We start from the raw sequence: 14882 nt of genomic DNA, 5'->3' as shown, positions 1-14882 counted from the left end.
GAGATTCCTGCATCCGCTGACTGTAAAACCCAGGTGTATGTAGTTCCAGCAGGAACGATTCCATTGTCACCATCTGTCGGGGTAATATCGAAGGTCTCCTCACTGCAGATGGTAGCGGTTAAATCATCAATATTCGGTTCAGGATTTACTGTAACCGTAACAGTGAAATCTGGCCCTACACATCCTCCAGAGTTTGGTGTTACAGTGTATGTAGCAGCAAGTGGAGTATTAGTAGAATTGACAAGTGTTCCAGTGATATTAGAGTTTCCGCTTCCAGATTGGCCTCCTGATAATCCTGCGGGTAAAGAAGGAACATTCCAAGAATAAGTTGTTCCGGAAGGTACAATTCCATCTGTCCCATTTGTGGGGTTTAGATTAAACCCTTCCCCATTGCAAACTTCTGTAGTTAGGTCATTGATGGTTGCAATTGGATCTATTGTAACAGCAACTGTGAAATTAGTTCCATCACAGCCATCGATAGTTGGAGTGACTGTATATATTGCAATTTGGACTGCCTTGGTTGTATTAGTCAGATTACCAGAGATAGAACTCCCGCTTCCAGCAACTCCACCGGTTACTCCACCGAAAAATATAGGAGGACCCCAGGAGTAGGTAGTGCCTACTGGAACAAATCCATTTACGCCATCTACAGGGGTAATAGAAAAGTCCTCACCACTACAAATAGTTTCTGTCATGTTCGACACATCGGGTCTTAAGATTATGGTAACAGTGCCACTTTTAGTAAGGGTAAAGAAAGAATTGTAGGGGGGAATGGCATTAATGGTATAGGTTCCATCTGCTGTTGGAATCCCAGTAATAGAGATAGTACCAGCAGATGCATCGTAATTATAGGATAAACCAGGTGGAAGATTTAAGACACTTACTGTAGAATTTGGAGGAAGGGAATAGGTAGTTTCTATAATCGGGTCATCTTCACAAACGGACTGATCATCTGTACCTGTGGCAGAAGTTAAAGCAATATATGAAATTCGTAACTGGCCATTGCCTCCATCACCACCTTGAATGTCCGTTTGTGAACTATTGGTTCTTTTTGCACCGCCACCGCCACCTCCAGGAAAGAACCCATCTATTCCATTTCCCGCACCCTCACTGTCTGCTCTTCCATCTCCACCGTTTCCACCTCCAAAAGGAGCTGTTGCTCCAATAGTAGTATTAATTGCATTTCCTCCATTGGCGTTAATTCCCGCTGATGAGCCACCTCCACCTCCACTAAGATCATTTCCAGAACCTAAAATATCTGCTCCATTCCCTCCATTAAATTTCACAGCTCCAAATCCAGCCGAAGCTAATCCTCCAGTTGCTCCAACTTCTCCACCATCTACTACAGAATTACCTCCTTTAGCCATGATGGTCGTTTGATTTACAAACCAAGTGTCCTCTCCAGGACTTTGAGTAATAGAACCAAAACCTACATAGTAATCAATTACTTGACCAGGTGTCACTGCTATCACACTTCGGGAGTATGCTCCACCACCTCCTCCCGCAGTTGCTCCATTCCCATTTGAGCTTCTTCTTGTGCCGCCTCTGCCCCCTCCTCCCCATGCTTCCACTGTAATGGAAGTCACTCCTGGGGGAACAATAAATTGGCGAACTCCTGGATTAGCTATATCAGGTGAAAAAGTAACGGTCTGAGAATAGGAATCCCAGCCGACAAAAATCAGGATAATAAAAAGTAGAATTTTAAGTAAATGTTTTTTCATATACTTCTTTGAGCAAAATCGAATTTCGAAGTAATAAAAATGTATTTCAAATATATCAAATTGTTTCGGAACAATAATGATATTGAGGATAAATTATTGGTAAGCAAGGGAATAAGTTTGGTAGGCTCTCTTTAATTTCAGATTATTTAGTTTATACCTCTAATTATAAGTGCTCATTATTTAATAAGTTATAAATTTATCTTTGTAATGATGTGTCTTTAAGTGGACAGTCAATTGGGTTAATAAGTATATTGTGCTTTAATTTTTTAATTGCGATTTTTTGAATCTAAAATGCATTATTTTTATTTTTTTAAAATTATATTTTGTTTAATTCTTAGATAAGATTTAAAAATATAAATATATCATATAACTACAAATTATGTTTTATTTTAATAATTTAACATTGGTACTAGTTGAATAAGATTTTTTTTATTTGATAGATATTTGAATAATCTTAGAGCCTTCTCAATTGGATATTCCCTTTTTGAGTATGGGTTAAACAATCGTTCATTCTCCGTTCCTCCTTTTTAAAGTATTACTGTTGCTTCCTTCAGAACTTAAAAAATAAAGGAAGTAAAATAAGATGTTAAAAAACTATTCAGTGCAGAAAAGAGCTCTAACGACCAAAGTGAAACTCAAGAATTGGATCAGTAATTATCTACTTTCCTAATTATAGTTCTATTTGCAAAACATCACTTAGGCAAATTCTATGTCATTAAAGGTTATCTGGGGAGTCTTTGTGGATTGGAACAAAGTTTATTCAAGACTTCTAAATTTTCTCGAGATAGCTTTTTCTCCTAAAAAATTGGTGAATTCAACATAGGTTCTAATAATACCTACCTGAAAGAAATTTTTCTAAAAAATCTTAGTTACTTCCTCAAAATTACTTTGTGATACTCTCTATTGTTGCCCCATGAAATCTCTATCGTATATACTCCAGAAGCTTTATTTTCAAAAAACTGACTTACCTGAGTTCCCATATTTCTTAATTCATCAAAATTGATGAGCTTATATTGTCCAGTTGGAGTTATTACCCTTAATGTAATTGGTTCATCGCGATAGGTTGATTGATCGAGGATTTCAATGTTAAATGGATAACCAGTGGTTGGATTTGGATAAAGTATCCAATTTGCTGATCCTGGAAGAGGTTCTACTTTGATTGATTTTGTTTCTGTATAAGTTGTGCTACCACTAAAATCTACTTGCTTTATTCTATAAAATATATTACCACCAGCTGGGGGGAGTTTTATGTCCTCATAGGAATACTCAATTGATCCATCGGAGTATCCATTTCCTTCGATTCTGGCAATTGTTTCCCAGTTTCCGATTGAATTAATACTTCGTTCAATTTGAAAATGTGAATTTTCCCATTCCTTTAAAGTCTCCCAAAATATATTAGTTGATCTTAAATTATTGTTATAATAAACATCAAATTTAGAAAACTCAACGGGCAATATCTGGTAGACAATCTGTACGATTACTATTCCATCGAATCCATTAGATCGTGCATCCCCTCCTGATCCACTTCCGCCTGAACCAGTTCCGGAAGTCCCATTTCCATTGATTCCAAAACCACCTCCTCCTGCACTAAATATTCCAGTAAATTGGGGGAATGAGATGCCTTCTCCGCCATTTCCGCCTATTCCTACTGCAGTTCCTGCCGTTCCATTACCTCCAGCACCTCCTCCTCCTCCGCCTGCATAGGTTAGCCCAGATGAAGAAATATATCCATTCGAACCATTATTTGAATAAGAAACCCCACCTCCAACTCCGATACCGGTTGTACCTCCGATTCCAAGTGTTCTTTGACTTAGCGAATTCCCGTTTCTAGCACCTCCGCCTCCACCGGAACCCCCGGATTCTCCATTTCTTGCTGAATTATTTCCCGAAGGTAAATAACCGCCCCTGCCACCTCCAAGAGCTTGGTATGTTGTGGACACTGATTCGGACGTAAGGGTTACTGTAGTTGGGTTACCATTTGCGGCATTAACACTACCTGAAGAAATTCCTCCGGTTCCAATTGTTATGGTCAATTGAGCCCCAAGGTCTAGATCAATACTCACAAGTTTAACCTCTCCACCACCACCACCACCAAGGTCACCTCCAGCTCCTCCTCCTCCAACTATTAATAAATCTACGGTTGCAACTTGAAAAATTTCATTATTTGGATCAAACCCTGGAAGATCAGAAAGATCAGTTAAGGTGAAAGTGCCGTCAGAATTAAATGTTTTAGTTATAGTGTTTTGGCCATACCCATCTCCAAAAGTCCAGAAAAATGATGTGATACCTAAAAAAAATATCAGAATAGACTTGAATCTTAATTGGAAAAGGAACATTCCTTTGGAGGGTAGAAATAGCATTCTTTAGATCTCAAATAAACTACATGAAAGGATTGACTTAAAAGTCTATTCTTAGAAAGGAAATATTATAATTAGTTCTTATGGTATATGCTTAGTTATGGATTTCTAAAACTGCTCTCAACAGCTCACTGTTTAAAAACAATTAAAGAATTAATTTTAGATTATTTTTTGTCTAGAATAATTATATCATTCATATCACAAAGATAAGATCATATTTACTAAAACATAAAAATTTAAATATTTGTTTGTGGTATTTTGAGTTAGTTTTTTAGTGCTACTTCAGACTTACAAATGCGTATTTTGTGCATAAAAAAAAGCTCTTGATTGACAAATCAAGAGCTTTTGAATAGTACTATTTATAAATTTTATCCGTTCATACTGATTAAAAATTCAGCATTATCTCGAGTTCCTTTCATTCTTTGAAGGAGGAATTCCATAGATTCCTGAGCAGTCATATCACTCATGAGTTTACGAAGTATCCAAACTCGCTGCATTTCTTCTTTATCCATTAGGAGATCTTCTCTTCTAGTACCAGAGCTAAGAACATCAATAGCAGGATAAATTCTTCTATTAGAAAGTTTCCGATCGAGAGCCAATTCCATGTTACCAGTACCCTTGAATTCTTCAAAGATAACCTCATCCATTTTAGAACCGGTTTCAACCAATGCAGTTGCAATAATAGTAAGTGATCCGCCATGTTCAACATTCCTGGCAGCTCCAAAGAATCTTTTCGGTTTGTGAAGGGCGTTTGCATCAACACCACCAGAAAGAATTTTTCCTGAACTTGGAACGACGGTATTATGTGCTCGTGCAAGTCGGGTAATTGAATCAAGAAGGATTACTACATCGTGACCAACCTCAACCATTCTTTTGGCTTTCTCTAGCACAATATTCGCAACCTTCACATGTCTATCGGCAGTCTCGTCAAAAGTAGAAGAGATCACTTCTGCATTTACCGATCTCGCCATATCCGTTACTTCTTCCGGTCTTTCATCGATCAAAAGAATCATCAAATGAACTTCAGGATGGTTTCTTGTGATAGCATTAGCTATTTGCTGTAAAAGAACTGTCTTACCAGTTTTTGGCTGGGCAACAATCATTCCTCTTTGTCCTTTACCAATTGGTGCAAACAAATCTAGAATTCTTGTGGACATTTTATCCGGTGAAGTAGAAAGGTTTAACCTTTCTTCAGGGAAAAGAGGTGTTAAATACTCAAAAGGTACTCTATCTCTAATCTCATCAGTAGTTTTTCCATTGACGGTTTCAATCTTCAATAAAGCAAAGTATTTCTCACCTTCTTTAGGAGGGCGGATGGATCCTTTGATATGATCACCAGTTTTTAAACCGAAAAGCTTAACCTGACTAGGAGAAACATAAATATCATCTGGAGAAGCTAGATAATTATAGTCCAAAGATCTTAAGAAGCCATAGCCTTCCTGCATCATTTCCAAAACACCTTCATTGACGATAACGCCGTCGAATTCTCTTGCATTTACAAAAGGACGTCTTCTATTAGAATGAGAGGTTGTCTCAGCAGCGGGAGCCATCACTTCATCTTGAGATTTGAAGTTTTTCCTTTTAGGTAATTCTATCTCAGAATCTGATTTTTCGCTGGACTTTGGTATAGGAGCTGATGATTTTGAGCTTTCTTCTTTGGTTTTATCTTCAAAAACCTTTTTCCTTGGCCTGAAAGTTTTTGCATCCTCTGTTTGAGAAGCGTCTTCAGTTTTGGATTCTACTTCTTTCTCTTGCTCCTTTTTTGGACCCCTTTCTGGTCTTTGAGTTGGCTTCTTAGCTTCATCAGCTGCGGGGCTTTCTTTTGGAACATCCTTAGGAATTTCAGTTACATTTTGTCTTTTAAACTTAGGCTTGTACTCTGGTTCCTCAGGTGTGGGTTTGCTGGAGCTCTCACTTTTGGTGGCTTCTTCTGGAGAAGCAACTTCTGCGACAGAGGGTTTTTTCTTAGGCAAGGCTTTTTCTGGGGTGATAGCTTGCTGGTCAAGGATCGCATAGACTAGGTCGTCTTTTTTAAGAGTCTTGTGATTTTTGACTCCAAGTTCCTCTGCGATTTCCTTCAGTTCAGACAGAAGTCTGATTCTGAGTTCTTCTATGTTGTACATAAAGAGGGTATGAAATAATAAGATATTGTAAAATGCGGTATTTGGGATCGTGATTGAATTTCTGAGCAAAAAAGGTCTGCAGGAAAAGCTCAAGTCATAGTGGGCTGACTTGGATACTCACGTAACTCCACAATATTAAAGGATCGATTTGGATTTAGCAAATTTTATTTTTTTTTCATCAATTAAAGATTTATTATCAGTCTAAAACTTGGCGAAGAATAGCCATTGATTTCCAAGATTGATTGTTTTCCAATTGCTGAATATAAAAATCCAGCAAATGATCCAGGAGCTTTCTTCGTAGGAATAAATTCACTTTATACTGACAGGAATATTTTTCTTCAATAAGTTTTTGAATGAAATTTTCAGTCGTTATAATTTCATCCCCAGTGAAGGGTTGTCCCGTATTTTCTGACAAGAATTCACTTGCAGTTGCAGGAGCAAATCCAAGGTATTTTGCATTTTCTATCAAGAAAACCAAGGGGAAATGACCCAACGATGTTTCTTTTTTGTCCAATTTTCCGATACTCTCTTCCAAAAAATCATATAGATTTTCGTTTTGATAATTTTCGAAAATGGATCTAGATATTACTTCAGTCATAAATAGTGCCAAACCTGTCCTTTTAAAATCAAATGGAATTAATTGATTAGCCCTATTTATTTTTACTTCAGATATTCTTTGAAGCCCGGAATTCTCTTTGTTATAAACCACCATTTCTAAGATGGTCATTGGTTGATATAAGGCAATTTTAGATTTACTCTTTTGGCTTCTCACCCCATTTATCAAATAGGTTTTTAAACCAAGTTCTCTTGTAAAAATTTTACAAATGATACTAGTTTCTTTGTAGCGAATATAGCTTAAAACTATCCCTTTCGTTTTGTACAGCATTATTTTTTCCCCTCAAAGAAACATTTCCTACACCGAGCTTCATATGATTCTTTTTCCCCAAGCATTACTTTTTGTTTCCCTTCAGATAACCTATAGGAAAATGTTGCTAGGTCACCACATTTCATACAAATAGCGTGCACTTTCGTAACATATTCCGCAATTGCCATTAAGATTGGCATTGAACCAAACGGCCTACCTTCAAAATCCATATCTAATCCTGCAAGAATGACCCGCTTACCCTGTAAAGCTAATTTTTGAACTACAGAAACTATTTCATTATCAAAAAATTGAACCTCGTCTATTCCCACTACATCGCAATCTCCACTCAATAGGAGAAGATCTTCTGCAAAGTCAACAGGCGTGGAGCGGATCGTATTTTCATTATGTGATACAACTTCAGATTCACTGTATCTTTTATCGACGGAGGGTTTAAAAATTTCCACTTTTTGTCTCGCTATTTTAGCCCTGTTTAGCCGACGAATCAATTCTTCTGTTTTACCTGAAAACATCGATCCGCAAATGACCTCAATCTGACCCTTTTGCTCTGGAAATTTATTCCTTCCGATAGAAGGTTCGATAAACATTCTTTATTTACTATAATCTAAATGTGGAAACTTATTAATTTCTGCTACTCGTACGATTAACTCCCCTTTGCATAGCGTTGCTTGGCAAGATAACCGTTCATTGGGTTTTAATCTTCCCTGATTTGCAAATTTCTCTTCTGCGGGAGTATGTGGACTTAAATTTTCTCCCCCTTCCACCAAAATTATTTTGCAGGTGGTGCAACGTCCTTTTTTGCCACAAGCATGCATCCAGTCAATACCATTTTCATGAATTAATTCAATAACTTTACGATCAGTAGCTTTCGAATTAATTTCTCGATTAAATAAGTTTTGAATGACTATTCGTGGCATTTGTTCGTTGCATTTTTAAACAAGACAATTCAATGACAATTCAAATTAACAGCAATTATTTAGAAAAGTACGCCGAAGAATACGCTACGATCGTATGCGAAGGCTTTTTCTCCTCAAAACAATACATCACTGGTCAGGATATCATCAAACTGACAAGTAGCAATCAGGTAAATTTTTTTATCATTAAAAGGTTATTTGAGCTATGGCAGGAGGAATTATCCAAATTGAAAAGTAACCCATTTTTTGATTACAGAGATATTGCGGTTCATGAGGCTTTGACTCAGTTTATGAATGTTTTATCCAAAAGGATAAAGGTGGAGAGAGATAATCTTCATCCGTTGCTAAAAAAAGCAGTTATTCAGGCGATTGAACTCGCTACAGATCCCGTAGTGTATTATCAATCTGAAATCGAAAAAGCCCCAGATGGAAAGATAAATGAATATTTAAAAGAGAATAAAAAATACTATAAATGGCATGATAAAGTCATCACTTTCTTAATTGATAAGGCTGGATTTGGCCATGATAAAACAGAATATTTGAGAGCTATTGGTGCGAATTATCAAGTAATAAAAGATTCACTGGAATCTGAAAACCTTCTTTTGGCAACTTTAGGCGATGTGAAAGCTTTTAATTTAGATTTTTATCGGGTCAATACTGACTCATCAGAAGTAAATCCAGATAGCTCTTCAATTGAAGAAGAAGAGTCTCAATCCTCTTTTTTTGACCAAGTAGAAAATAAGCAGACAGAAGATAAAATAGAGAAAGAACCAGAAATAGTTGAAAAAGAGGAGCAAAAATCTACCCTCACTGAGGTGAGTTCAGCCTCCGATTCTAATGGCACATTGGATCCCGCTTTAATAAAATCGAGATTTAAGACTGAATCTTACAAAGGGATGCGTGGGGTTATTGGAGAATTATCAGAAAGTCTCGCAATCAATCAAAGGTTTATGTTCACAAAAGAGCTTTTTGATGGGAATTCAGACTTACTGTCACATGCTTTAAAGTCAATTGACAATTGCGATAATTTTAATGAGGCTATTGATTTGGTAAATAAAAGATATGTCAATGAGTTAAATTGGGAAGTAGAAACAGAACCTGTTCAAGAATTCTTATTATTGATTTACAGGAAGTTTGATGAAGTTTAATTATTAAATGGATATCAGGTTTACAGCCTTTTTCAATTTTCTCATTTCTTAATTGCCTTCATTATTTTCAGTCTTTCATAAAGAATTTGTTTAAATCATAGATTATTTTGAATTTAAAGGAATTAATATTTTCAAGAATCATAATTTATTAATGGTTAAAAAAGGAGAAGGGCTTGATGATATCCCTGAATTTGATGATGGATTAGATATTGTAGATAACTATTGGTATCTAATCAATTACTTAAGGGATTTGATCAAGGCGTCAGAGATCAAAGCTGGTTTGGTTTTATCTTTTTATGGTTTATTGATTAATGTTTTTTTCCAATTTTCTGATCATCTTATAGAAGTTGCTGCGGAGGACCCATTCATCTATATTTTCATGGCAATGTGGTTCATGTTTAGCGTAACTTCAATTTACTACAGCTTTAGGTGTTTTATGCCTCAAATAGAAAGCAAATTTGATAAGAGTGTTTTTTTCTTTGGGGATATTATTAGCTCATATGGCACCATCAAAGAATATGTAAGAGTTTTAGAAAAAATAAGCGTAAAGAGAAGACCTTATTTGGATCAATTGGGTGAGCAAGTATATATCAACGCAAAAATTACTGCAGCGAAATTTCGTAATGTTAACCTTTCCATTAGATTTCTTTCTTTTAATATTGGCCTATTGTTTGTTTTTATTTTGTATTATGCCCTAAGAACTGCGTTGCAGATCTAAATCTTTTTAATGAAATGAAAGGATATTTAAAACTTAGAAGAACTGTATTATATAAATTGAAGTCTGATCTGCCTTCATACCTATCTTATCATGGGTTGGACCATACATTGGATGTATTAAATGTATGTGAGCAATACATTCGGAGGTTAAAATTGTCAGAAGAACAACGGTACTTGTTAAGGGTTGGGGCAATAGTTCATGATATGGGGTTTTTAAAAGGTCCAGCCAATCATGAGGAAGTAGGGTCTGCCATGGCTGCAGATATTATGAGAGATTTAGGGATTAACGAAAAGCTGATTCAGGAAGTGAAAGGCCTAGTAATGGCTACAAAAATTCCTCAAACGCCGCTAAATCCGCTTCAAATGATAATTTGTGACGCGGATTTAGATTATTTAGGGAGATCTGATTATCCTGAAATCAGTCAAAAACTTTTTGAGGAACTAAAATATATGAAAGTCATAGAAACTGAAGAGCAATGGAAAAACTTGCAGATCAATTTTTTGAAAGCTCATCATTTTCATACGCCATTTGCCGTCAAAAATAGAGAACCTAAAAAGCAAGTTTGGTTAAACAAACTTTTAAATTCTTAATTAGCCCAATCTACCCAATTGCATTGCTCTGGAAGAATCCATCTTGATAAAGATGAATAGGAGAATAGTAAAGGACCAAAGTGAAGACCCCCCGTAGCTAAAAAATGGTAATGGTATTCCTACCACCGGGAACAAACCGATTGTCATTGCAATATTTATCATAAAGTGAAAGAGCAGAATGGAAATAACTCCATAACCATAGATTCTGGAAAACCTGGTTTTTTGCCGCTCTGCCATGATCACCAAACGAACTAAGAGCGTGACAAAAAGGCCAATAACAATTAGGCTGCCTACCCAGCCAAATTCTTCTCCCAGCGTACAAAAAATAAAATCAGTATGTTGTTCGGGGACAAAATCAAATTTGGTTTGAGTGCCTTCTAAATAGCCTTTCCCCAAGAGGCCGCCTGAGCCAATAGCAATCTTGGATTGGGTGACATTCCAACCCACACCTAATGGATCTAAATTGGGGTTGAAGAGAACCATAATCCTATTTTGCTGGTGCTCTGGAAGCTTGGAAACAACAAAATCAATACTATAGCTGTAGGCAATCATGCCTAAACCAATCAATGAAAAAATGATTATTCTCTGCCAGGTCTTTTTCCCCAATAAGATTAAAACCAGAATAATGAGCACAATCCCTGCAACTAGGTAAAGATTGTTTTCTATTGCCAAGGATAAAAGCGTCAAGGCGATAAAACCAAAACCTAAGATATAATAGCGCTGGGGAAGTCCTTCTCGATAAAACATCACGAGTAAGGAAAAATAAACCATGGCTGTTCCAGTATCCGGCTGCAATAAGATAAGAGCTACCGGAAGCAATAGAACGCCAAATGCAATAAGTTGATTTTTGGTTTTACTCAGATCAAAAGTGGGTCTTTCCATCACTTTGGCTAGTGCCAATGCAGTGGCCATTTTTGCAAATTCACCTGGCTGAATTCTGAACGAGCCAAAACCAATGGTCAGAACCTGTCCGTTGACTTCTTTTCCGATGAAAGGAGTTACCACCAAAAGTGCTATAAAAAAAATGTAGATATATAGGGAAAGGTTTTCAAAGAACCGGTAATCTGCTACCATAATCAGGACAATTAGGACCACAGAAATACCAATTCTGACAAGTTGCTGACCAGAGTTAATGGACATATCAAACATGCTTTGCGGTGCCTGGCTGTCATATACTGCCGCATAGATATTAAACCAGCCAAAAATGACCAAAGCAAAATAAATGGCCACAACCAACCAATCAACCCGATCAATATGAATATCCGATTCCCGCATTAATAAATGAAGTTTCCTGCCAACACATATTGCTCCAGCTCGGGCCTGGTGATTTCCTTTCGGATATATTTTTCGATCATCAGTGAAGCAGTACTAGCTGCAGCTCTTCCTCCCCAACCAGCATTTTCCACATAAACGGCAATAGCAATTTTTGGGTCATCTTTGGGGGCAAAGGCTACAAAGACAGAGTGGTCTTCCCCATGAGGATTTTGTGCAGTCCCTGTTTTTCCAGCAATCTCAATATCCTTAATAATGGCTCTCGTTGCGGTTCCATACAATGCTTCTGCCATAGCATCTTGGATCATATCAAAATGGCGTGAATCTACACCCGCATCATTCTTGGTTCTATATTTTTCAGGAATCAGATTTGAATCTCCATTAATTGATTTTATCAAATGAGGGGTGTAATAGTATCCTTTATTTGCAAAAATAGCAGCAAGATTTGCCATCTGTAGTGGAGTTACCAACATTTCTCCTTGACCTATAGAAAGGGAATATATTGTGCTGTATTTCCATCTGCCCTCTCCGTAAAATCGATCATAATATTTACTGGAAGGAACACTTCCGCCTTTTTCATTCGGCATATCTACTCCAAGTCGAACTCCCAATCCAAATTTTAAAACATCTTCTCGCCAAGCATTTAGTCCAATCTCGGTGTCTTTATAGGTATTGCTGGAAACTTCCCGATTGATAATCTGACGAAAGGCCTGGTGATAATAGGGATTGCAGGAATTCCGGATGGCTCCAAAAAGACTTACTGGAGAAGGATGATTATGACAGGCCACCAAAGATTTGTTGCATGCAAATGTTGTCTCCGGAGTTAAAACGCCTTCTTGTAATCCTATTAGGCTTTGAACTACTTTGAAAATTGAGCCTGGAGGATAAGTTGCCATTATTGGCCTATTGAATAGTGGCTTACTTTCGTCCGAGTTAAGACTCCTATAGGTTTTACTGAATTCTGCACCAGTCAAATCATTTGGATCATAAAAAGGAGCAGAAATCATTGCTAATATCTCGCCCGTTTTAGGCTCAATTGCTACCACAGAGCCTGTCTTGCCTTCCATCAACATTTCTCCATACTGCTGAAGCTCCATGTCAATAGTAGAGGTTATATTTCTACCTGCAACAGAAGCAGTATCGTATTCACCGTCTTTAAATGGTCCTTTATCCACTCCTCTAACGTTGACCATTTTATATTTTACGCCTTTTCTTCCTCGTAAATCGTCTTCATAGAAACGCTCTATCCCACTCAACCCAACGTAATCACCTTGTTTATAATAATTTGAGGAATCGTTTTCTAATTGTCGTGCATTGATTTCTCCAATATAGCCCAAAGCATGTGCTGCTATTGGAAGAGGATAGGACCTGACAGATCTTGTCATAATAAAAAGACCTGGGTAATCGATCAGATAATCTTGAATTCTCGCAAAATCTGTCGTAGAGATTTGTTTGATCAGGGGAGAAGGTTTAACCCAGGAATATTTTTTTGCAGCATTGTAGGACTCAATCAATTCTTCCTTTGTGATGCGAAATAGATCTAAGAATCGCGTGGTGTCTCCAACTTCAAATTCTTTAGGAACAAGCATCAAATCAAAAATTGGATTGTTATACACCAATAACTTTCCATTTCGGTCATAAACCAAGCCTCTGTATGGATGGTCAACTACTCTTTGAATAGCATTCCTTTCAGCTTTTTTCATAAAGCTGTCATCCAATACCTGAATCATAAATAGCTTGGTCAAAAGCACCAAACCGATCAAGAAAATGAAGATTATTATTGCTACGGGTCTTTGGTCGTTCATCAGATTCCTCTCCTGCGTTTGAAGAACAGTAGTTGTACAATAATAGCCAAAAGGACTGTAAAAATCGAGGAGAATAAGCTTTTGTTTAGAATACCTAGAAAAGCCCCTGTTCCCCATTGATCAGCGGTAAAAAACAGCAGACTAAAGGCAAAAGTTAATGGGAGAGAATAACTCATGAACCAACCAATTCCCATTTCCTGTATCGTAGGTCGATTGGAATCATCATATCCACCATTTGGCTTAATTATCTTCAACCAATAAGGCCTTAAAAAAGCCATAAATGTTGCTGCAAGTGCATTTAAACCTAATGTGTCATAAAAAATATCTATTAGTAAACCTATGCCAAAGCTAATAAACAATAAAGGCACGTGCTTGATTTGTAAAGGGAGACTTTGAATTCCTACTAAATAAACAAAACAAAAAGCCACTCCAAATAGGGCTAGATTTTTAAGAAATAGAATTTGGACAAGCCCAAGAATCAAGACTAGAAAAATAAAAGAAATAAGGTTTCTAGAATTCATCAGGTATTTCAGATTTTTGGTATAAGGTGTCTAGCTCATTGGCTTGGGTATTTTCAACTAAATAAACATAGGAGATTTTGCTGAAATCAGTAGTTAGAGATACCTCGATATCAAGGTAATTAGGATCACCAGATTGTATTATATTCGATATCACACCAATATTTATATTTTTAGGAAATACAGCGCTATATCCAGAAGTCACTACAGTATCTCCAATTTGCGCTTGAACATGTCTAGGGACATACAGCAATTTAGCTTTTTGTGAATCTTTTCCATTCCAATTAATAGTTCCGAAATCTCCTGTAGATTTAATGATTGAGGAAATCAATAAATCATTGTTTAGCAATGAAATACCCACGGAATAATTTTTCGAAACAGACTTAACTCTTCCTACCACTCCAGCTTCATTAAAAATCCCCATGCCAGGCTTAATTCCATCTAAGCTTCCTTTACTTAAAGTAAGATGGTTTTGAGCAAAACGGAGTGAATTACTAATGACTCTAGCGCCCTTGAATTCAAATTGTGCAGATAAAGTAGAATCTAGGTCTAATTCAATAGAATCCGGCTCAATTTTAAGACTATTCAATTGTTCCAATAGTCTAGAATTTTCCATTACTAAGGCCTTATTTGCTTCAGCTAAGGAAAAGAAATCTCGTACATCAGATTGAGTTTCTAAAATAGAACCTGCGACTGCATTGGAACTATTAAAGAAAGCCGCACCCTGAGGAGAGTTATTTGCAACAAGGAGCCATATTGCTATAACTTCAAGTAAAATGAATAAAAGAAAAGACCTTAAATTATAAAGGAATTGGAGGATGCGTAGCATTCAG

13 protein-coding genes are annotated in these 14882 nt (G+C 36.8%); 3 read left to right on the top strand and 10 right to left on the bottom strand.

From position 1 onward, the window contains the following. The 6 genes from AAGF08_RS17850 to AAGF08_RS17825 form a co-directional block, all read right to left on the bottom strand. Window positions 1-1721: PKD-like domain-containing protein (locus tag AAGF08_RS17850; protein WP_343512722.1), on the bottom strand; the 1721-nt coding region annotated here is incomplete at its 3' end. Window positions 1722-2590: 869 nt separating this feature from the next. Next, window positions 2591-4081, bottom strand: coding sequence for a glycine-rich domain-containing protein (locus tag AAGF08_RS17845; protein ID WP_343512720.1), 1491 nt, complete (start codon window positions 4079-4081; stop codon window positions 2591-2593). A 365-nt stretch (window positions 4082-4446) separates the two neighbouring features. After that, on the bottom strand, window positions 4447-6201 hold the full coding sequence (gene rho, locus AAGF08_RS17840; RefSeq protein ID WP_343512718.1) for a transcription termination factor Rho: 1755 nt from the start codon (window positions 6199-6201) through the stop codon (window positions 4447-4449). 196 nt (window positions 6202-6397) lie between these two features. Next, entirely contained in the window at window positions 6398-7087 is a 690-nt protein-coding gene (gene recO, locus AAGF08_RS17835) for a DNA repair protein RecO (protein ID WP_343512717.1), read from the bottom strand. Then, a complete protein-coding gene (locus AAGF08_RS17830) occupies window positions 7087-7671 on the bottom strand; it encodes a thymidine kinase (RefSeq protein WP_343512716.1) in 585 nt (194 codons plus the stop codon). The genes recO and AAGF08_RS17830 overlap by 1 nt, the downstream gene beginning before the upstream one ends. A gap of 3 nt (window positions 7672-7674) precedes the next feature. After that, the gene (locus AAGF08_RS17825; protein ID WP_343512715.1) at window positions 7675-8001 is read right to left on the bottom strand and encodes a 2Fe-2S iron-sulfur cluster-binding protein; all 327 of its coding nucleotides are present in this window, start codon (window positions 7999-8001) and stop codon (window positions 7675-7677) included. A gap of 32 nt (window positions 8002-8033) precedes the next feature. On the opposite strand from AAGF08_RS17825, the gene AAGF08_RS17820 reads away from it, so the two are divergent. The 3 genes from AAGF08_RS17820 (at window position 8034) to AAGF08_RS17810 (ending at window position 10454) form a co-directional block, all read left to right on the top strand. Next, window positions 8034-9146, top strand: a complete 1113-nt coding sequence (locus AAGF08_RS17820) for a hypothetical protein (protein ID WP_343512714.1) — start codon at window positions 8034-8036, stop codon at window positions 9144-9146. Between the two features lie 151 nt (window positions 9147-9297). Continuing rightward, a complete protein-coding gene (locus tag AAGF08_RS17815; protein WP_343512713.1) occupies window positions 9298-9864 on the top strand; it encodes a Pycsar system effector family protein in 567 nt (188 codons plus the stop codon). 14 nt (window positions 9865-9878) lie between these two features. Beyond that, the gene (locus AAGF08_RS17810; RefSeq protein ID WP_343512712.1) at window positions 9879-10454 is read left to right on the top strand and encodes an HD domain-containing protein; all 576 of its coding nucleotides are present in this window, start codon (window positions 9879-9881) and stop codon (window positions 10452-10454) included. Here the strand turns inward: AAGF08_RS17810 and rodA are convergent, their stop codons facing one another. The 4 genes from rodA to mreC are packed head-to-tail and all read right to left on the bottom strand — an operon-like array spanning window position 10455 to window position 14878. Continuing rightward, on the bottom strand, window positions 10455-11729 hold the full coding sequence (rodA, locus tag AAGF08_RS17805) for a rod shape-determining protein RodA (protein WP_343512711.1): 1275 nt from the start codon (window positions 11727-11729) through the stop codon (window positions 10455-10457). Then, window positions 11729-13531 carry a penicillin-binding protein 2 gene (mrdA, locus tag AAGF08_RS17800; RefSeq protein ID WP_343512709.1) on the bottom strand — a complete coding sequence of 601 codons (1803 nt, stop codon included), beginning with the start codon at window positions 13529-13531 and terminating at the stop codon, window positions 11729-11731. Before mrdA ends, rodA begins: the two co-directional genes overlap by 1 nt. Next, window positions 13531-14052, bottom strand: coding sequence for a rod shape-determining protein MreD (locus AAGF08_RS17795; protein WP_343512708.1), 522 nt, complete (start codon window positions 14050-14052; stop codon window positions 13531-13533). Before AAGF08_RS17795 ends, mrdA begins: the two co-directional genes overlap by 1 nt. Next, window positions 14042-14878, bottom strand: coding sequence for a rod shape-determining protein MreC (gene mreC, locus AAGF08_RS17790; RefSeq protein ID WP_343512707.1), 837 nt, complete (start codon window positions 14876-14878; stop codon window positions 14042-14044). Before mreC ends, AAGF08_RS17795 begins: the two co-directional genes overlap by 11 nt. Between the last annotated feature and the right edge of the window lie 4 nt (window positions 14879-14882).

Origin of the sequence: Algoriphagus sp. SE2 (assembly GCF_039563885.1) — a bacterium.
Taxonomy (GTDB): Bacteria; Bacteroidota; Bacteroidia; order Cytophagales; family Cyclobacteriaceae; genus Algoriphagus.
This window is presented reverse-complemented; position numbering and strand designations above follow the sequence as displayed.